General features: G+C 61.4%; 15 protein-coding genes. 9 read left to right on the top strand and 6 right to left on the bottom strand.

What is annotated here, in order from left to right; all coding sequences use genetic code 11:
* The first annotated feature begins 257 nt into the window (after window positions 1-257).
* From AB9N64_RS08730 to AB9N64_RS08710, 5 genes are all read left to right on the top strand, one after another.
* Window positions 258-2,084, top strand: a complete 1,827-nt coding sequence (locus AB9N64_RS08730) for a long-chain-acyl-CoA synthetase (protein WP_014719272.1) — start codon at window positions 258-260, stop codon at window positions 2,082-2,084.
* 106 nt (window positions 2,085-2,190) lie between these two features.
* Complete coding sequence (locus AB9N64_RS08725; protein ID WP_014719271.1) at window positions 2,191-2,706, top strand: ankyrin repeat domain-containing protein; 516 nt, start codon at window positions 2,191-2,193, stop codon at window positions 2,704-2,706.
* Window positions 2,707-2,747: 41 nt separating this feature from the next.
* Complete coding sequence (locus AB9N64_RS08720) at window positions 2,748-3,278, top strand: hypothetical protein (protein WP_014719270.1); 531 nt, start codon at window positions 2,748-2,750, stop codon at window positions 3,276-3,278.
* 67 nt (window positions 3,279-3,345) lie between these two features.
* Window positions 3,346-3,537, top strand: coding sequence for a PLDc N-terminal domain-containing protein (locus tag AB9N64_RS08715; protein ID WP_003192770.1), 192 nt, complete (start codon window positions 3,346-3,348; stop codon window positions 3,535-3,537).
* A 348-nt stretch (window positions 3,538-3,885) separates the two neighbouring features.
* A complete protein-coding gene (locus AB9N64_RS08710; RefSeq protein WP_371360183.1) occupies window positions 3,886-5,973 on the top strand; it encodes an LTA synthase family protein in 2,088 nt (695 codons plus the stop codon).
* Between the two features lie 99 nt (window positions 5,974-6,072).
* On the opposite strand, the gene AB9N64_RS08705 is transcribed toward AB9N64_RS08710, so the two are convergent.
* Complete coding sequence (locus AB9N64_RS08705) at window positions 6,073-6,225, bottom strand: DUF3309 family protein (protein ID WP_003192767.1); 153 nt, start codon at window positions 6,223-6,225, stop codon at window positions 6,073-6,075.
* 329 nt (window positions 6,226-6,554) lie between these two features.
* Here AB9N64_RS08705 and AB9N64_RS08700 point away from each other — a divergent pair, with 329 nt between their 5' ends.
* Both AB9N64_RS08700 and csrA read left to right on the top strand, forming a co-directional pair.
* Complete coding sequence (locus tag AB9N64_RS08700) at window positions 6,555-7,370, top strand: SDR family oxidoreductase (protein ID WP_014719268.1); 816 nt, start codon at window positions 6,555-6,557, stop codon at window positions 7,368-7,370.
* Between the two features lie 127 nt (window positions 7,371-7,497).
* Complete coding sequence (csrA, locus tag AB9N64_RS08695) at window positions 7,498-7,701, top strand: carbon storage regulator CsrA (protein WP_014719267.1); 204 nt, start codon at window positions 7,498-7,500, stop codon at window positions 7,699-7,701.
* A gap of 7 nt (window positions 7,702-7,708) precedes the next feature.
* Here csrA and AB9N64_RS08690 read toward each other — a convergent pair whose 3' ends face one another.
* From AB9N64_RS08690 to mnmC, 5 genes are all read right to left on the bottom strand, one after another.
* On the bottom strand, window positions 7,709-7,936 hold the full coding sequence (locus AB9N64_RS08690) for a YheU family protein (RefSeq protein ID WP_003192759.1): 228 nt from the start codon (window positions 7,934-7,936) through the stop codon (window positions 7,709-7,711).
* Between the two features lie 72 nt (window positions 7,937-8,008).
* Window positions 8,009-9,193, bottom strand: coding sequence for an osmoprotectant NAGGN system M42 family peptidase (locus tag AB9N64_RS08685; protein WP_020302247.1), 1,185 nt, complete (start codon window positions 9,191-9,193; stop codon window positions 8,009-8,011).
* A gap of 135 nt (window positions 9,194-9,328) precedes the next feature.
* Entirely contained in the window at window positions 9,329-11,074 is a 1,746-nt protein-coding gene (ngg, locus tag AB9N64_RS08680; RefSeq protein WP_275967805.1) for an N-acetylglutaminylglutamine synthetase, read from the bottom strand.
* A gap of 3 nt (window positions 11,075-11,077) precedes the next feature.
* Window positions 11,078-12,850: an N-acetylglutaminylglutamine amidotransferase gene (locus AB9N64_RS08675; protein WP_014719264.1), complete on the bottom strand. Its 1,773-nt coding sequence runs from the start codon at window positions 12,848-12,850 to the stop codon at window positions 11,078-11,080.
* Window positions 12,851-12,986: 136 nt separating this feature from the next.
* A complete protein-coding gene (gene mnmC / locus AB9N64_RS08670; RefSeq protein ID WP_371360182.1) occupies window positions 12,987-14,987 on the bottom strand; it encodes a bifunctional tRNA (5-methylaminomethyl-2-thiouridine)(34)-methyltransferase MnmD/FAD-dependent 5-carboxymethylaminomethyl-2-thiouridine(34) oxidoreductase MnmC in 2,001 nt (666 codons plus the stop codon).
* Window positions 14,988-15,141: 154 nt separating this feature from the next.
* On the opposite strand from mnmC, the gene pap reads away from it, so the two are divergent.
* Both pap and AB9N64_RS08660 read left to right on the top strand, forming a co-directional pair.
* The gene (gene pap, locus AB9N64_RS08665) at window positions 15,142-16,656 is read left to right on the top strand and encodes a polyphosphate:AMP phosphotransferase (protein ID WP_014719262.1); all 1,515 of its coding nucleotides are present in this window, start codon (window positions 15,142-15,144) and stop codon (window positions 16,654-16,656) included.
* 92 nt (window positions 16,657-16,748) lie between these two features.
* On the top strand, window positions 16,749-17,933 hold the full coding sequence (locus AB9N64_RS08660; RefSeq protein ID WP_014719261.1) for a thiolase family protein: 1,185 nt from the start codon (window positions 16,749-16,751) through the stop codon (window positions 17,931-17,933).
* Window positions 17,934-18,269: the final 336 nt, after the last annotated feature.

The following is an 18,269-nucleotide window of genomic DNA, read 5'->3' as shown; positions in this document are numbered from 1 at the left end:
CTGTAATGATACTGACCGTCTTTTGCTCGGAAAAATCCCGGTCGGCTGGGAGGTCGTCATCGCAGCGATGCGCCGACCCGACAAGCCAGCTCCTACATTTGAGGGTGGGGTGTCAGGGAGATAGCATCGGCCGGCCGCCACGAGATACAAAACTTTTCAAATCCCGCGTGTACAGCCAAAGAACCGCTGACGTATTTTCCGCTACACCAGTCGATGTACCTGGACCAGACCAAGAATAAGAAAAGGGACGTCCCTCCATGACTCATCAGCAAGTCGACATGATCACCTGGCGCATGATGCTGCGTAAGGTGCCTGCCATTGTTCGGGCGCTCCCACGGGTGGTGCGCGGCATGCGTGCGGCCAACGTCACCGACCCCAACCAACCCTGCGGCCTGGGCTGGCATTTCGAACAAGCCACCTTGCGTAACCCTGACGGTGCTGCCCTGCTGTATGGGGACAGCGTGATCAGCTACCGCGACGCCAATCAGTGCGCCAATCGCATTGCCCATCACTTGCAGGCCCAGGGCATCCGCAAGGGCGATGTGGTAGCGCTGTTTATCGAGAATCGCCCCGAGTTGCTGCTCAACGTGCTGGCCGTGGCCAAGCTGGGCGGCATCTGCGCCATGCTCAACACGGCGCAAACTCAAGGGGCGCTGGTACACAGCCTGACCCTGGTCAAGCCGGTTGCCATTGTGGTCGGTGCCGAATTGCTGAGCCCTTACGCAGCAGTGCGCGATCAAGTCCAGATCCCGGCCGAGCGCACTTGGTTCGTGGCCGATCAGCCGGGCAGTAGGGTGCCCGACGGCTACATCGACCTGATGGCCGCCAGTGCCGAAAGCCCGGTGGACAACCCGGCGAGTTCCGCGCAGGTGTTCTTCCACGATCCCTGCTTCTATATCTACACCTCCGGCACCACCGGCTTGCCCAAGGCCGGCATCATGAAGCACGGGCGCTGGACCAAAACCGCCGTGAGCTTCGGCAGTATCGCCCTGGACATGGGGCCACAGGACGTCCTCTATTGCACCTTGCCGCTGTACCACGCCACCGGCCTGTGCGTGTGCTGGGGGGCGGCGATTATCGGTGCGTCCGGCTTTGCCATTCGGCGCAAATTCAGCGCCAGCCAGTTCTGGGACGATGCACGCAAGTTCAAGGCGACCACCCTGGGCTATGTCGGTGAGTTGTGCCGCTATCTGCTCGACCAGCCCGCGAGTGCGCAGGACCGTGATAACCAGGTGACCAAGATGGTCGGCAACGGCCTGCGCCCCGGTGTGTGGGCGCAGTTCAAGCAGCGCTATGGTGTGGAGCATATCTGCGAACTGTATGCCGCCAGCGACGGCAATATCGGCTTTACCAACGTGCTGAACTTTGACAACACCATCGGCTTTTGCCTGCAGCATTGGGCGCTGGTGGACTACGCCCATGACACTGGTGAACCGCTGCGCGGCAGCAACGGGTTCATGGTCAAGGTGCCCACCGGCGGGCAGGGCCTGTTATTGGCGCGCATTGATGATAAGTCGCCCTTCGACGGTTACACCGACCCGGAAAAGAACCGCAAGGTGGTACTGACAGACGTATTCGAAAAAGGCGACCGCTATTTCAACACCGGCGACCTGGTGCGCAGCATCGGTTTCGGGCATGCGCAATTTGTCGATCGCCTGGGGGATACCTATCGCTGGAAGGGCGAAAACGTCTCGACCACCGAGGTGGAAAACGTCCTGCTGAAACACCCGCAGATCGCTGAAGTGGTGGCCTATGGCGTCGAAATCGACAACACCAACGGCCGCGCCGGCATGGTCGCCATCACCCCCAGCGAATCCCTGGCCAGCCTGGACATGCGCGAACTGCTGCAATTCGCCCACGGCCAGTTGCCCCCTTATGCGGTGCCGTTGTTTTTGCGGATCAAGGTGAAGATGGAAACCACCGGCACGTTCAAGTACCAGAAAGTGAAGCTCAAGGAGCAAGGGTTCGACCCGGACAAGGCTGGCAATGACCCGGTCTACGCCTGGTTGCCGGGTTCGGACAGCTATGTGCCGGTGACCGGGCAATTGCTGGCGCAGATCCAGGGCGGCCAATTCCGTTATTGATTCTGGCTATGGCGGCTTTTGACAAAAAAGCCATGACACCGGGGAACTCCATCGCGACACTGGGCGCCTTAAACAGTTATGTCAGTCGCCTCAGCAAGGAGCCCCCATGTCAGATCAGCCTAAACAAATGACCGAAGACGAAGCCGCCGAGTTTGCCGAGCAAGTCTTCGACGTCGCCCGGCGCGGCGACGCCGCCATGCTTGCCGCACTGTTGGCGAAAGGCCTGCCGGCCAACTTTCGTAATCACAATGGCGACACCTTGTTGATGCTCGCGGCGTACCACGGCCATGCCGAGGCGGTCAAAGTGCTGCTGGAGTTCAAGGCCGACCCCCTGATCGCCAACGACAAGAACCAGTTGCCGATTGCCGGCGCGGCGTTCAAAGGCAACCTGCCGGTGGTGCAGGCGTTGATCGAGGGCGGCACGCCGATTGACGCGGCCTCCTCGGACGGGCGTACGGCCTTGATGATGGCGGCGATGTTCAACCGCGTTGACATGGTTGATTACCTGCTTGGTAAAGGCGCAAACCCCAAGGCCACCGATGCACAAGGCGCGACGGCACTGGCCGCGGCGCAGACCATGGGCGCGGTGGATACGGCGGCGCAGTTGCAGAAACTGGTGTAGGCTACGCGCCCTTCAAAACTTGCCCGTTACAGGACCGCCCCATGAAAACCGCCCTCGTCGAACTCATCAGCAAAATCAGCGCCGGCGTCATGGGGGACGATGAAGTAGCGCGTATTGCCGACGAAGCGGCCCAGGCCTACGCGGACCCGGCGGCGTTCCTGGCGGCCAATCCGGATATCAACTACGACGACAGTTTCCCGATTCCGCTGGGAGAGTGGGTGGTGGTCGGTAGCCTGCCAGACACGGTGTTGTTCCAGGCCGATACCTATGGCGACCTGTTTGCCCAGATCGTCGCGTCGTTCGGTCCGGGCGTGGCGTTCAACCTCAAGCCCAAGCAATTGGCCAAGACCGAAGACCTGACCGCGCTCAACCGCATCCAGATCCAGATGAGCGCCCTGAGCCCGGAAGACGGCGGTTATGTGCTGATGAACTTCAGCCAGTTGCTGGACGACGAGATCCAGGCGGTGCTGGTGTTCGGCAACGACCTGGCGCGGGTACTGGAACTGTGTGCCGAAGTCGGCATCAAGGCCGAACCATCATTGGAAGCCTTGAAGATTGCCGTACACGTCTGAAATAAAACGGAACCCGCGCCAAGGCTGACTATCCTACAAGTGCATGCCCTCACTTAGGAGCGACACCATGGGTTCCACGTTTAATAGTCTGATTGGCCTGATCATCCTCGCGCTGGATATCTGGGCGATCATCAACGTGTTCAAAAGCGGCGCCAGCACCGGCGCCAAAGTGCTGTGGATCCTGTTGATCCTGCTGTTGCCAGTGCTGGGCCTGATCATCTGGGCTATCGCCGGGCCGCGCGGTAACGTGCGGATCTGACGACCCACCCGATTTGGAGCGGGCACAGTCAATGTGGGAGCTGGCTTGCCTGCTCCCACAGTGGGGTTTACGGCGTTAATTAAATTTGTGTGTCGAAAGTATTCGCCGCACGAAATTTTCACATCCCATCCAAGACAATTCGCCGGCTTTATCCGGCTGCCAGGGCTCTATCTCCAGTGCCCTTAAAGGCAGGGCCGTGCCTTACGTTCAGTAATTAATAGCCTTGCCGGCCTCGATCGGGCACCATTTGTGCCACCGCGTTAACCGCCTACCCCAGCCAGCCTGGGCGAGGGACGGACGCCACTGCATTATTTCGCAACTTAAACTTCCAATGGGTCCTAAAACGACATGGCAAACCCGGACGCCCTGAATCAGCAGCGAGCTTCAAATCGCCTGCTGCAACCGACCGTCAAATCCCATCTGGCGTACACGCTGCTCTGCGCATTGGTCATGATGGTGATGTTTTCCCTGCTGCGCCTGGCGTTGCTGGTCTACAACCGCGAGATGATCCTCGATACGCCGGCCTCGACGTTCCTTGAAGCGTTCGCCAACGGCCTGCGCCTGGACATTCGCCTGGTGATGTACCTGCTGATTCCGCTGCTGTTGGCGCTGTTCAGCGTGCGGGCCATGGCGGCGCGCGGGTTTTTCCGTTTGTGGCTGACCGTCGCGTCCAGCATCGCCTTGTTCCTGGGCTTGATGGAGATGGACTTCTACCGCGAATTCCACCAGCGCCTCAACGGCCTGGTCTTCCAGTATGTGAAGGAAGACCCGAAAACCGTGATGAGCATGCTCTGGTACGGTTTCCCGGTGGTGCGTTACCTGCTGGCCTGGGCCGTGGGCACGCTGATCCTGAGCATGGCCTTCAAGGGCGCTGACCGCGCAACGCGCCCACGGGGCCCGTTCAGCGGCGGCACTGTCAGCACGCGCCAGGTGGCGCCATGGTACAGCCGCATCGCAGTGTTCATGGTTTGCCTGCTGGTCGCCGTGGTTGCCATCCGTGGCACCCTGCGCCAAGGGCCACCGCTGCGTTGGGGTGACGTCTACACCACCGATTCGAACTTCGCCAACCAGTTGGGCCTCAATGGCACCTTGTCGCTGATCGCGGCGGCCAAGGCGCGCTTTGGTGAAGACCGCGCCAACATCTGGAAGGCGACCCTGGAACAACCGCTGGCCACCCAGACCGTGCGTGACATGCTGGTGCTGCCGCAAGAGAAGCTGGTAGACACCGACACCGCTGCCGTGCGCCGTGACTTCACGCCACCGGCCGAGAAAACCCTGCCGATCAAGAACGTCGTGGTGATCCTGATGGAAAGCTTCGCCGGTCACTCGGTGGGCGCATTGGGACGTCCGGGCAATATCACCCCGTACTTCGACAAGCTGACCCAAGAGGGCCTGCTGTTCGACCGCTTCTTCTCCAACGGCACCCACACCCACCAGGGTATGTTCGCCACCATGGCCTGCTTCCCGAACCTGCCGGGTTTCGAATACCTGATGCAGACCCCGGAAGGCAGCCACAAGCTGTCGGGCCTGCCGCAGTTGCTCAGTGCGCGTGATTTCGACGATGTGTATGTCTACAACGGCGATTTCGCCTGGGACAACCAGTCGGGCTTCTTCAGCAACCAGGGCATGACCAACTTCATCGGCCGCAATGACTTCGTCGACCCGGTGTTCTCCGACCCGACCTGGGGCGTGTCCGACCAGGACATGTTCAACCGTGGCCTGGAAGAACTGAAGGCGCGCGAAGGCGGCAAGCCGTTCTACGCACTGCTGCAAACCCTGTCCAACCACACGCCGTACGCATTGCCGACCCCATTGCCGGTTGAGAAGGTCACCGACCGTGGCAGCCTCAACGAGCATTTGACGGCCATGCGTTACTCCGACTGGGCCTTGGGCCAGTTCTTTGAAAAGGCCCGCAAAGAGCCGTACTTCAAGGAAACCCTGTTTGTGATCGTCGGTGACCACGGCTTTGGCAATGAGCAGCAGATCACCGAGATGGACCTGGGTCGCTTCAACGTGCCGATGCTGATGATTGCACCGGGCATGCGCGAGAAGTTCGGTGAGCGTGACCACACTGTGGGCACCCAGATCGACATCGTGCCGACCATCATGGGCCGCCTGGGCGGCGATACCTTGCACCAGTGCTGGGGCCGCGACCTGCTGAACCTGCCCGAAGGTGACAAGGGTTTCGGCGTGATCAAGCCATCGGGCAGCGACCAGACCGTGGCCTTGCTCACCGGCGACCGCGTACTGGTATTGCCCAAGGAAATGCCACCCAAGTTGTGGGAATACACACTGGGCGCCGAGCCGACTGGCAAGGTGATTCCGGAGTCGCCGGACGAAGCTGCACTCAAGCAGAAACTCGAGTCGTTCCTGCAGGCCGCGACCAAGAGCTTGTTGGATAATACCGCAGGTGTCGTGGACGGTAAGCCGGACTAACTGACCGACAATAAAAAAGAGGCCTTCTAGAAGGCCTCTTTTTTTGCTTCTCAATTGTAGGAGCGCTTGCTCGCTCCGACAAACACCGTAGCGCGGTGTTTATATCTTGCCGAGCAACAACAGCACCAGCAGAACAACCAGTACCACACCCAGGATACCCGACGGTCCATAACCCCAGTTACGCGAGTGCGGGAACACCGGCAGACCACCGACCAGCAGCAGGATCAGGATAATAATCAGAATGAGGCTCATGGTTTTATTCCTTATAGGTTCTTTGCAAAAACCGGCTGTTTAACCGTTGGTTCGTCCATGTACAGTGGGACGCCTTACCCATTCCGACTCTGCCACTTCGTAAAAAATTCATTGTTTTTATAAAACATTTTGATGGGTCGCTTATTTCTTTTAACGCGTGCGCAACTTGAACTAATCAGTTGAAAAAAATTGAACTTAATCTATAGGCACGCCTGCGACCGAGCCCACGGTTTGCCCGGGGCATTCATCACCCTGATGGTGCGTGGGTAGAGCAAAAACCTTCGCTACACTGCCGGTCACTTCTTTCGTGAACCACAAGGCTACTTCCTATGCAAAACCGCATGATGATCACTGGCGCCGGGTCTGGCCTGGGTCGCGAAATCGCTCTGCGCTGGGCCCGTGAAGGCTGGCAGTTGGCGTTGTCTGATGTCAGCGAGCCCGGTTTGCAGGAAACCCTCAAGCAGGTTCGCGAAGCCGGGGGGGATGGCTTTACCCAGCGCTGCGACGTGCGTGACTATAGCCAGCTAACGGCCTTTGCCCAGGCCTGTGAGGTGAAGCTCGGGGGCATCGATGTGATCGTCAACAACGCCGGCGTGGCCTCGGGCGGGTTCTTCGCTGAACTGTCCCTGGAGGATTGGGACTGGCAGATCGCAATCAACCTGATGGGCGTCGTCAAAGGCTGCAAGGCGTTCCTGCCGCTGTTGGAAAAGAGCAAGGGGCGCATCATCAACATCGCGTCAATGGCAGCGCTGATGCAGGGCCCGGCCATGAGCAACTACAACGTGGCCAAGGCGGGCGTGGTGGCGTTATCCGAGAGCCTGTTGGTGGAACTCAAGCAACAGGAAGTGGGCGTGCATGTGGTGTGCCCGTCGTTTTTTCAGACCAACCTGCTCGACTCGTTCCGTGGGCCAACCCCAGCCATGAAGGCTCAAGTGGGCAAGTTGCTTGAGAGTTCGCCCATCTCGGCGGCGGATATTGCCGACTACATTTACCAGCGCGTGGCCGAAGGCGAATTCATGATCCTGCCCCACGAGCAAGGCCGCATGGCTTGGGCGTTGAAGCAAAAAAATCCGCAACTGCTGTATGACGAAATGACCCTGATGGCCGACAAGATGCGCGCCAAGGCGCAGGCTGTTAAGGCCTGATTTGACTGGGGTCTGTCAGGCAAATTACCTACCTGTGTAGGAGATGCCTGATTTGCCCGCAAGCCATTGTCGGTCCAGTGCGAAGGGGGCATGGTCGAGGTCCTGTTACTGGAAAAGGACTACCGCCATGCTGGTCTTAAGCCGTGCCATAGGCGAAGCCATCGCCATTGGCGATGACATCACCGTGCATATCCTTGAAGTGAACGGTACTCACGTGAAATTCGGCATCGAGGCGCCGGTGGGCGTCAACGTGTACCGTGCCGAGGTGTACCGCAAGATTCTCAAAGGCGAGGGCCAGGCTACCCACCCCGTGCCGGTGCCCAACCCTTAGGCAGGCTTCAGTCGAACAGGTGCTTGGGCACATCGTGCTTGAGCATCAACTGGCATTGCTCGCTCTCGGGATCGAAGACGATCAGCGCCTGGCCTTTGGTCAGCGCCTGGCGCACGCGCAGCACGCGGGTTTCCAGGGGCGTGTCGTCGCCATTGTCGGTGCCGTCGCGGGTGACGAAGTCTTCGATGAGGCGGGTCAGGGTGTCGACTTCAAGTGCATCGTAGGGAATCAGCATACAAGCCTCAGGTGTCAGGTCCCGGCGATGCTACTGTGCCGGGACCTTTGTTGCCAGTATCAACTCACCGCGTCAGGACTTCTGGCCGACCAGGCTGTCTACCGACGGCACGCGGGTGTCGCTCTCCATTTGCGTTTCATGCTCGATCTGATGACTGAACCGATCCAGTGAGCCCTGGGCCGGTTGCGCATCGCTGGCAAACACCGGCGGGCTGAGGATATAGGCGCCCAATAAGCGGCTCAGGGCGGCGAGGCTGTCGATATGGGTACGCTCGTAACCATGGGTGGCGTCACAACCGAAGGCCAGTAATGCAGTGCGAATGTCATGGCCGGCGGTGACCGCCGAGTGCGCATCGCTGAAGTAATAGCGGAACAGATCGCGGCGTACCGGCAGGTCGTTGTCCGACGCCAGGCGCAGCAAGTGGCGGGACAGGTGATAGTCATAGGGCCCGCCGGAGTCCTGCATGGCCACGCTCACCGCATGTTCGCTGGAGTGCTGGCCGGGGGCGACCGGGGCGATATCGATGCCGACAAACTCACTCACATCCCAGGGCAGGGCGGCCGCTGCGCCACTGCCGGTTTCCTCGGTAATGGTGAACAGCGGGTGGCAGTCGATCAGCAAGGGTTCGCCACTGTCGATGATGGCCTTGAGCGCGGCGAGCAGGGCGGCGACGCCGGCCTTGTCGTCCAGGTGGCGAGCGCTGATATGCCCGCTCTCGGTGAACTCGGGCAGTGGGTCGAACGCCACGTAGTCACCCACACTGATGCCCAGGGAGTCGCAGTCGGCACGCGTGGCGCAGTAGGCGTCCAGGCGCAGCTCGACATGGTCCCAGCTCACCGGCATTTCATCCACGGCGGTGTTGAATGCGTGCCCGGAGGCCATCAGCGGTAATACGCTGCCGCGAATCACGCCGTTGTCGGTGAACAGGCTGACCCGGCTACCTTCGGCAAAGCGGCTCGACCAGCAGCCCACCGGCGCCAGGGTCAGGCGCCCGTTGTCCTTGATCGCACGCACGGCGGCGCCGATGGTGTCCAGGTGGGCGGAGACGGCGCGGTCAGGGCTGTTTTTCTGGCCCTTGAGGGTGGCGCGAATGGTGCCGCGCCGGGTCATTTCAAACGGGATGCCGAGTTCTTCCAGGCGCTCGGCGACGTAGCGCACGATGGTGTCGGTAAAACCGGTGGGGCTGGGAATGGCGAGCATTTCCAGCAGCACTTTTTGCAGGTACGCGAGATCGGGTTCGGGAATGGTTCGGGTCATGGAAACTCCTGATGAGTTGAGGGCGATCGTTCCCACGCTCTGCGTGGGAACGCCTCAGGGACGCTTTGCGTCCGCTGTGGTGACGCAGAGCATCACAGGCTGCATTCCCACGCGGAGCGTGGGAACGATCGGTAGTCAGGTAGCTGGCTGACTGTGTGGGAACAACAAATCCACAAACTTCTCAGCCGTGGGTTGCGGTTCATGGTTGGCCAGGCCGGCCCGTTCGTTGGCTTCGATAAACACATACTCTGGCTGGTCGGCCGCAGGTACCATCAGGTCCAGGCCGACCATGGGGATATCCAGGGCACGGGCCGCACGCACGGCTGCATCCACCAGTGTCGGGTGCAGGATCGCCGTGACATCTTCCAGGCAACCCCCGGTGTGCAGGTTGGCGGTGCGTCGCACGGCCAGTTGCACGCCACGGGGCAGGATGCTGTTGTAGTCGTAACCTGCGGCTTTGAGGGTGCGCTCGGTTTCTGCATCCAGCGGGATTTTGCTCTCGCCGTCGGTGGCCGCCTGGCGACGACGGCTTTGCGCCTGGATCAACGCGCGAATCGAATGCTGGCCGTCGCCGATCACTTCGGCAGGGCGACGAATCGCAGCCGCGACCACTTCAAAACCGATCACCAGAATGCGCAGGTCCAGGCCTTCGTGGAAGCTTTCCAGCAACACGCGGCTGTCGAACTGGCGCGCCGCTTCGATCGCCTGCTGCACGTCTTCGATGCTGCGCAGATCCACTGCGACGCCATGGCCTTGCTCGCCATCCAGCGGCTTGACCACGATGCGCTGGTGTTCGTCGAGAAACTCCAGGTTGTCGTCGGCACTGCCCGCCAACTGTTGCACCGGCACCTGCAGGCCCGCCGCCTTGAGCACCTTGTGGGTCAGGCTCTTGTCCTGGCACAGGGTCATGCTGATGGCGCTGGTCAGGTCGCTCAGGGACTCACGACAACGCACGCGACGCCCGCCGTGGCTGAGGGTGAACAGGCCCGCATCGGCGTCGTCAACGTGCACATCAATACCGCGTCGGTGGGCTTCTTCGACAATGACGCGCGCGTAAGGGTTGAACTCCGCCTGAGGCCCCGGGCCCAGAAACAGCGGTTGATTGATGCCGTTCTTGCGCTTGATTGCAAAGGTGGTCAACGCCCGAAAGCCGAGCTTGGCGTAAAGGCTCTTGGCCTGGCGGTTATCGTGCAGCACCGACAAGTCCAGGTAGCTCAAGCCTCGGCTCATGAAGTGCTCCACCAAGTGGCGCACCAACACTTCACCGACGCCAGGGCGGGTGCATTGAGGGTCGACGGCCAAACACCAGAGGCTGCAACCGTTCTCCGGGTCGTGGAAGGCCTTGTGATGGTTGAGGCCCATCACGCTGCCAATCACCGCGCCGCTGTCTTCATCTTCGGCCAGCCAGTACACCGGGCCGCCTTGATGACGTGGGGTGAGGCGTTCCGGGTCGATGGGCAGCATCCCGCGGCCCTGGTACAAGTGGTTGACCGCTTGCCAGTCGGCCTCGCTCTGTACCCGGCGAATACGAAAGCCGCGAAACACCCGGGTGGCCGGGCGGTAGTCGGTGAACCACAGGCGCAGGGTGTCGGACGGGTCGAGGAACAGTTGCTGCGGGTCAATGCCCAGGATTTGCTGGGGCGCTGCCACGTACAGGGCGATATCGCGCTCGCCAGGCTGCTCGTTGAGCAGTTCCTGGGCCAGGCTTGCCGGGTCGGGAAAGGTGTGGCCAATCAACAACCGGCCCCAGCCGCAATGCACGGCAATCGGGTCGGCGGCCAGTGCGCTGCCATCTTCGGCCAGGCGCGCTTGCAGGCGCTCGTAGGTCGGCGCCTGGCCCTTGAGTAAGCGTTGGCTGTAAGCCGCGGCATTCGGTTTCATGGATCAGATTCCTTGTTCGCTCAGCCACAGGTTCAGCGCCGCCAGCTGCCACAGCTTGGAGCCGCGCAACGGGGTCAATTGGCCTTGCGGGTCGGTGAGCAAGCGGTCGAGCATGGCCGGGTTGAACAGCCCGCGGTCCTGGCTCGGGTCCAGCAGCAACTCGCGCACCCAATTCAAGGTATCGCCCTGCAGGTGCTTGAGGCCGGGCACGGGGAAGTAGCCTTTCTTGCGGTCGATGACTTCGCTGGGGATCACCCGACGCGCCGCTTCCTTGAGCACCTGTTTGCCGCCGTCGGGCAGCTTGAACTGGGCCGGCACACGGGCCGACAGTTCTACCAGGCGGTAGTCGAGGAACGGTGTGCGCGCTTCCAGGCCCCAGGCCATGGTCATGTTGTCGACGCGTTTGACCGGGTCGTCCACCAGCATCACCGTGCTGTCCAGACGCAGGGCCTTGTCCACCGCCGCGTCGGCGCCCGGCATCGCGAAATGCTCGCGCACGAAGTCGCCGGCAGCGTCGTTGGCGGTCAGCCATTGGGGCGCGACGGTCGCCGCGTAGTCGTCGTAGCTGCGGTCGAAAAACGCCTCGCGGTAGGCCGCGTACGGGTCGCTGGCACCGTCCACTTGTGGGTACCAGTGGTAACCGGCGAACAGTTCATCGGCGCCCTGGCCGCTCTGCACCACTTTGCAATGCTTGGCCACTTCCCGCGACAGCAGGTAGAAGGCGATGCAGTCATGGCTGACCATCGGCTCGCTCATGGCGCGGAAGGCGGCCGGCAGTTGCTCGATGATCTCGCTTTCGGCGATGCGCAGTTGGTGGTGATGGGTGCCGTAGTGTTTGGCGATCAGGTCTGAGTACTGGAACTCATCGCCACGTTCGCCGCCGGCGTCTTCAAAGCCGATGGAGAAGGTCGACAAATCCTCCACGCCCACTTCACGCAGCAGGCCGACGAGCATGCTCGAATCGACGCCGCCTGACAGCAGCACACCCACATCCACCGCCGCACGTTGGCGGATGGCCACGGCTTCGCGGGTGCTGTCGAGCACGCGGTCGGTCCAGTCTTCCAGGGTCAGGTGTTTTTCGTCCTCATGGGGGCCGTAGGGCAGGGTCCACCAGGTTTTCTGTTCGGTCTTGCCGCTGGCGTCGATGCGCATCCAGCTGGCGGGCGGCAGCTTTTCGATGCCGGCCAGCAGCGTGCGCGGCGCGGGGACCACGGCGTGGAAATTCAGGTAATGGTTGAGCGCCACCGGATCGAGGATCGGGTTGATGTCGCCGCCCTTGAGCAACGCGGGTAGCGCCGAGGCAAAGCGCAGGCGTTGGCCGGTGCGCGACAGGTACAGGGGCTTCACACCGAGACGGTCACGGGCGATGAACAGACGCTGGGCATCACGCTCCCAGATGGCGAACGCGAACATGCCGTTGAGCTTGGGCAGCAGCGCTTCGCCCCAGGCGTGGTAGCCCTTGAGCAACACTTCGGTGTCGCCGCCGGAATAGAAAGCGTAACCCAGGGCTTCCAATTCTTGGCGCAGCTCCGGGAAATTATAGATAGCGCCATTGAAGGCCAGGGACAGCCCCAGATGGGCGTCGACCATCGGTTGGGCGGAGCCGTCCGACAGGTCCATGATTTTCAGGCGGCGGTGGCCCAGGGCAATCGGCCCTTGGGCATGAAAACCCCAGGCGTCGGGGCCTCGGGGGGCGAGGTGGTGGGTGATGCGTTCTACGGCTGCCAGGTCGGCAGGTTGATGATCAAAGCGTAACTCGCCAGCTAATCCACACATAAGTTCCTTACCGGTTTTTCCGTTGGGGAGGGGTCAACACTCAATACGCCCAAAAGGGCGCGTACCCAGAAACTGACCCAGTGCTATGCGTGGAGTTTTAGACCGATAAGTTATAAGACAGATCGCCGCCTTGCCTTTAATCCGGCTTTTTTTGTGCAGCGCCCTGGCCTCGCACCAGCGCGCGCAGGGCAAATCGATTGGGGTGGCAAGCCTCGGCCACGCTGGTGGGCACGGGCAGGGGCTCATCACTCAGCCACGCAGCCAATAGTTCGCCGCACAACGGCGCAGTGATCAATCCACGCGAGCCATGGCCGCTGTTGAGAAACAGCCCCGGCAGCCACGGGCAGGGCGTTTGCGGCACTTGCCGCGCGTCTTTGCCCAGTACCGCATAAGCCTGCTCAAACGCCGCATGGTCAGCCAGTGGCCCAACGATGGGCAGGTAGTCGGGGCTGGTACAACGAAACGCGGCACGGCCCTCCAGCTGTTCGGGTGTCAAGCGATCAGCACCCAGGCGTTGCAGCAGGTCGGTAGAAATCTCACCCAGCATCTGCAGGTTGCCATGGTGTTCGGCGGGCGTGGGCGTGAGGTCTTGATTGTTGAAGTCGAAACTCGCGCCCAGGGTGTGTTCGCCAAGCCGGGCCGGCGCGACGTAGCCTTCGGCACAGACCACCGTGGCCAGCGCTTTACTCGCGCAGGTTTGCGCCAGCCGAGTGATCTGCCCACGGATGCGCTTGAGCGGTATGTCTGCACTGAAGGGGAAACGCTTGATCTCCGCAGCCCCGGCGAGCACCACGACACTGGCGCTGGCCAATACGCGGTCACCGGCGCGGGCTTGCCATTGGTCGTCGAGCCGGCGCAGTTCCAGGGCCTCGTGGTGGGTGAGCACTTCAATCAGTGGATGTTTCGCCTGCCACTGGCACAGCGCGGGCGGATGCACCCAACCGCCCTGTGGAAAAAACAACCCGCCGTGGGCCAGTTCGATTCCCGCCTTTTGCTGCGCTTGCTCGCGGTCCAGCAGATGCAGCAGGTCCGGAGCAAAGGCGTTGGCCAATTGAGCCTGACGCTGGATCTCTTTGGCGTCAAACGCCAGTTGCAACACGCCACAGCCGTCCCAATCGACATCTCGGTGCAAATGTTCCAGCAGGCGTCGGGTGTGGCCAAAACCGCTGACTATCAGTTGGGACAAGGCCGTGCCATGGGCCGAAAGCTTGAGGTACAACACACCCTGTGGGTTGCCCGAAGCTTCCTGTGCCAGGCCGGCATGGCGCTCCAGAAGGCTGACACGCCAACCCCGGGCGGCCAGGCTGGCGGCGGTCGCGCAACCGGCCAGGCCACCGCCGATGACCAGGGCATGACGTTCTCCCTCGATGGCGGGTGGCCGGGCGAACCAGGGTTTACGTGGGGCCGGCGCGGGTAAGTCGGCGGGCCAACCGACAAACTCCCCACGCAGGATCTCCCACTTATGGCCGATGCCTGGCGTGCGTTTCATCTTGAACCCGGCGGCATTGATCAACCGCCTTACCCAGCCGGTGCTGGTGAAGGTGCTGATGGTCGAGCCCGGTGCCGCCAGGCGCGCCAGTTGGGCGAACAGCTCAGCGGTCCACATGTCGGGGTTTTTCGCCGGGGCGAACCCGTCGAGAAACCACGCATCGACCTGGGCGTCCAGTTGCGGCAATTGTTCCAGCGCATCACCGATCAACAGGGTCAGGGTCACGCGGCCATTGTCCAATACCAGGCGCTGAAAACCCTGGTGGATGGCAATGTATTGCGCCAGCAATTGCTCGGCCAAGGGTTGCAGTTCGGGCCAGAGGGCGAGGGCGCGTTGCAGGTCGGCATGGCTGAGGGGGTACTTTTCCACGCTGACAAAGTGCAGCCGCGCACCGGCGACTGCGTGCTGTTCGAACAACTGCCAGGCGCAGAGGAAGTTCAAACCGGTGCCGAAGCCGGTCTCGCCAATCACCAGGCGCCCACCTGTTGGCAAGGCGGCGAAGCGTTCCTGCAAGCGGTTCTGCTCCAGGAACACGTAGCGGGTTTCTTCCAGGCCCGACTGGTCGGAAAAATACACGTCGTCGAATACCCGCGAATGCGGGCGGCCTTGATCATCCCAGTCGAGCTGGGCGTGGGTGATGGGGTTCATGGCGGCTCATAAAATGAAAGCGGGCAAAGACAAGGCGGCCATTCTAGCCGATCAACAGGCGTTGAATTGATCCATGGCAAGGCTGGGTTGTATTTCCTTGCGCGTGTCTTGGCCCAATCCGCTAGTCTTGAGCCATCTTGAAACGGAGCTGCCCATGTTCGAATCCGCCGAAATCGGTCACGCCATCGACAAAGACACCTACGACGCCGAGGTGCCAGCCCTGCGTGAAGCCTTGCTGGAAGTTCAGTACGAGCTGCAACAGCAGAAGCGCTTCCCGGTGATCATCCTCATCAACGGCATCGAGGGCGCGGGCAAGGGTGAAACCGTCAAGCTGCTCAATGAATGGATGGACCCGCGCCTGATCGAAGTCCGCACCTTCGACCAGCAAACCGACGAAGAACTGGCGCGCCCACCGGCCTGGCGCTACTGGCGGCAACTGCCGGCCAAGGGCCGCATGGGCATTTTCTTCGGCAACTGGTACAGCCAGATGCTCCAAGGCCGCGTGCATGGGCAGATCAAGGATGCGCGGCTGGACCAGGCCATTGCCGGCGCCGAACGTCTGGAAAAGATGCTCTGCGATGAAGGTGCGCTGATCTTCAAGTTCTGGTTCCACCTGTCAAAAAAACAGATGAAGGCGCGCCTCAAGGCTCTGGCCGACGACCCGCTGCACAGCTGGCGCATCAGCCCATTGGACTGGCAGCAGTCCAAGACCTACGACAAGTTCGTGCATTTCGGTGAGCGTGTGCTGCGCCGCACCAGCCGCGATTACGCGCCGTGGCATGTGATCGAAGGCGTCGACCCCCATTACCGTGGGCTGACCGTGGGCAAGATCCTGCTCGATGGGCTGCAAAGTGCCCTGAAGCAGGCCAAGGTCAAGGCCAGCGGCATGAACCCGGCGCCGTTGCTTGCCTCGGTGGACCAAAAGAGCCTGCTCGACAGCCTCGACATGACCCTGCGCCTGGACAAGGATGATTACGAAGAACAACTGATTACCGAGCAGGCGCGCTTCTCTGGGCTGATGCGCGACAAACGCATGCGCAAGCACGCGTTGGTGAGTGTATTCGAGGGCAACGACGCGGCAGGCAAGGGCGGGGCGATCCGCCGTGTGGCGGCAGCACTGGACCCACGCCAGTACCACATCGTGCCGATTGCCGCGCCCAGCGAAGACGAACGGGCCCAGCCTTATCTGTGGCGGTTCTGGCAGAAGATCCCGGCGCGCGGCATGTTCACCGTGTTTGACCGTTCTTGGTACGGTCGCGTGCTGGTGGAGCGCATCGAAGGCTTCTGTACCCCAGCGGACTGGATGCGCGCCTATGGCGAGATCAATGACTTCGAAGAGCAACTGCGCGATGCGGGCGTGATCGTGGTCAAGTTCTGGCTGGCCATCGACAAGGAGACGCAGCTGGAACGCTTCCAGGCCCGTGAAGAAATCCCCTTCAAGCGCTTCAAGATTACTGAAGACGACTGGCGCAATCGCGATAAGTGGGACGATTACCGCGCGGCGGTGGGCGACATGGTTGACCGCACCAGCACCGAGGTGGCGCCTTGGACCCTGGTAGAAGCCAACGACAAGCGCTGGGCGCGGGTCAAGGTGCTGCGCACCATCAACCGTGCGCTGGAAGAGGCGTTTGATAAAAGCGATAAGCACGACAAAAAGAAAAAGAAATAGCCCATGCTTTTGCATCCACGCAGTGAATGATCATCGCGGTCGGCCCGGCCCGGCTCTATCCTCGATCAACAACCACAAGATCGAGGTAGCCCATGCGTGAAGTAGTGATCGTCGACAGCGTGCGAACCGGCCTGGCCAAGTCCTTTCGCGGCAAGTTCAACCAGACCCGTCCCGATGACATGGCAGCCCATTGTGTCAACGCGCTGCTGGCCCGCAACGGTATCGACCCGGCGACGGTGGAAGACTGCATCGTCGGTGCCGGCTCCAACGAAGGCGCCCAGGGCTATAACATCGGGCGCAACGTGGCGGTGCTCTCGCAACTGGGCACCGGTACGGCGGGCATGACCCTCAACCGTTTCTGTTCGTCGGGCTTGCAGGCGATTGCCATTGCCGCCAACCAGATCGCTTCGGGCTGCAGCGACATCATTGTTGCCGGTGGCGTGGAGTCCATCAGCCTGACCATGAAGAGCGTCAACACCGATAACCTGATCAACCCGCTGCTTAAGGAACAGGTGCCGGGCATTTACTTGCCCATGGGCCAGACCGCCGAAATTGTTGCGCGCCGCTATCACGTCAGCCGCGAAGACCAGGATCTTTACGCGCTGCAAAGCCAGCAGCGCACCGCCCAGGCCCAGGCTGATGGCTTGTTCAACGATGAAATCGTGCCGATGGCGGTCAAGTACAAGGTCGAGGACAAGAACACTGGCACGGTGCAGATCCTGGATGGCGTGGTCGACCGTGACGACTGCAACCGCCCGGACACCACCCTGGCCAGCCTCAGCGGCCTGAAGCCGGTATTTGCCGAGGATGGCTCGGTAACGGCAGGTAACTCCTCGCAGCTTTCCGACGGTGCGTCGATGACCTTGGTGATGAGCCTGGAAAAAGCCTTGGCACTGGGGCTCAAGCCCAAGGCGTTCTTCCGTGGCTTTACCGTGGCCGGTTGCGAGCCGGATGAAATGGGCATTGGCCCGGTGTTCTCGGTGCCCAAGTTGCTCAAGGCCAAGGGTTTGCAGGTGGCGGATATCGACGTGTGGGAACTCAATGAAGCCTTTGCTTCCCAGTGCCTTTACGCACGCAATCGCTTGGAGATCGATAATGCCAAATACAATGTCAACGGCGGCTCGATTTCCATCGGGCACCCGTTCGGCATGACCGGCTCGCGGCAGGTGGGGCACCTGGTGCGCGAGCTGCAACGGCGCAACCTGCGTTACGGGATTGTCACCATGTGCGTGGGGGGCGGGATGGGCGCCACCGGACTCTTCGAAGCCGTACGCTGATTGCGGTTGGAACAGCGCCAGTGTGGGAGGGCTAATGTGGGAGCTGGCTTGCCTGCGATGACGGCCTACTAGCCGATACTTCTCTCCCTGACACCCCACAACCCAACTGTGGGAGCGGGCCTGCTCGCGAAGGCGGCCTGGCAGGCGACACTGTAATAGCGAGTACATATCCATTTCTGCGGTAACGGCCACCTAGGGTTCCGCCTGACGGCGGGTCACTTTGGAAAAGCCCCAAAGTAACCAAAGGGCTCTTGCCCCACCACTCGGCACCTCGCCTAGGCTCGGTGTGCCCGAACGCAGGCTTGAATCCGTGGGCCGCCGCCACGCGCCATCCAT

Source organism: Pseudomonas sp. KT_2_4 (assembly GCF_041410225.1).
GTDB classification, from domain to species: domain Bacteria; phylum Pseudomonadota; class Gammaproteobacteria; order Pseudomonadales; family Pseudomonadaceae; genus Aquipseudomonas; species Aquipseudomonas paracarnis.
Note: the sequence above shows the minus strand (reverse complement) of the source record. Positions and strands in the feature narration are given on the sequence as shown.

Coding starts and splice junctions, on each gene's coding strand:
- AB9N64_RS08730 (WP_014719272.1), top strand. CDS start 258: ATGACTCATCAGCAAGTCGACATGATCACCTGGCGCATGATGCTGCGT.
- AB9N64_RS08725 (WP_014719271.1), top strand. CDS start 2,191: ATGTCAGATCAGCCTAAACAAATGACCGAAGACGAAGCCGCCGAGTTT.
- AB9N64_RS08720 (WP_014719270.1), top strand. CDS start 2,748: ATGAAAACCGCCCTCGTCGAACTCATCAGCAAAATCAGCGCCGGCGTC.
- AB9N64_RS08715 (WP_003192770.1), top strand. CDS start 3,346: ATGGGTTCCACGTTTAATAGTCTGATTGGCCTGATCATCCTCGCGCTG.
- AB9N64_RS08710 (WP_371360183.1), top strand. CDS start 3,886: ATGGCAAACCCGGACGCCCTGAATCAGCAGCGAGCTTCAAATCGCCTG.
- AB9N64_RS08705 (WP_003192767.1), bottom strand. CDS start 6,225: ATGAGCCTCATTCTGATTATTATCCTGATCCTGCTGCTGGTCGGTGGT.
- AB9N64_RS08700 (WP_014719268.1), top strand. CDS start 6,555: ATGCAAAACCGCATGATGATCACTGGCGCCGGGTCTGGCCTGGGTCGC.
- csrA (WP_014719267.1), top strand. CDS start 7,498: ATGCTGGTCTTAAGCCGTGCCATAGGCGAAGCCATCGCCATTGGCGAT.
- AB9N64_RS08690 (WP_003192759.1), bottom strand. CDS start 7,936: ATGCTGATTCCCTACGATGCACTTGAAGTCGACACCCTGACCCGCCTC.
- AB9N64_RS08685 (WP_020302247.1), bottom strand. CDS start 9,193: ATGACCCGAACCATTCCCGAACCCGATCTCGCGTACCTGCAAAAAGTG.
- ngg (WP_275967805.1), bottom strand. CDS start 11,074: ATGAAACCGAATGCCGCGGCTTACAGCCAACGCTTACTCAAGGGCCAG.
- AB9N64_RS08675 (WP_014719264.1), bottom strand. CDS start 12,850: ATGTGTGGATTAGCTGGCGAGTTACGCTTTGATCATCAACCTGCCGAC.
- mnmC (WP_371360182.1), bottom strand. CDS start 14,987: ATGAACCCCATCACCCACGCCCAGCTCGACTGGGATGATCAAGGCCGC.
- pap (WP_014719262.1), top strand. CDS start 15,142: ATGTTCGAATCCGCCGAAATCGGTCACGCCATCGACAAAGACACCTAC.
- AB9N64_RS08660 (WP_014719261.1), top strand. CDS start 16,749: ATGCGTGAAGTAGTGATCGTCGACAGCGTGCGAACCGGCCTGGCCAAG.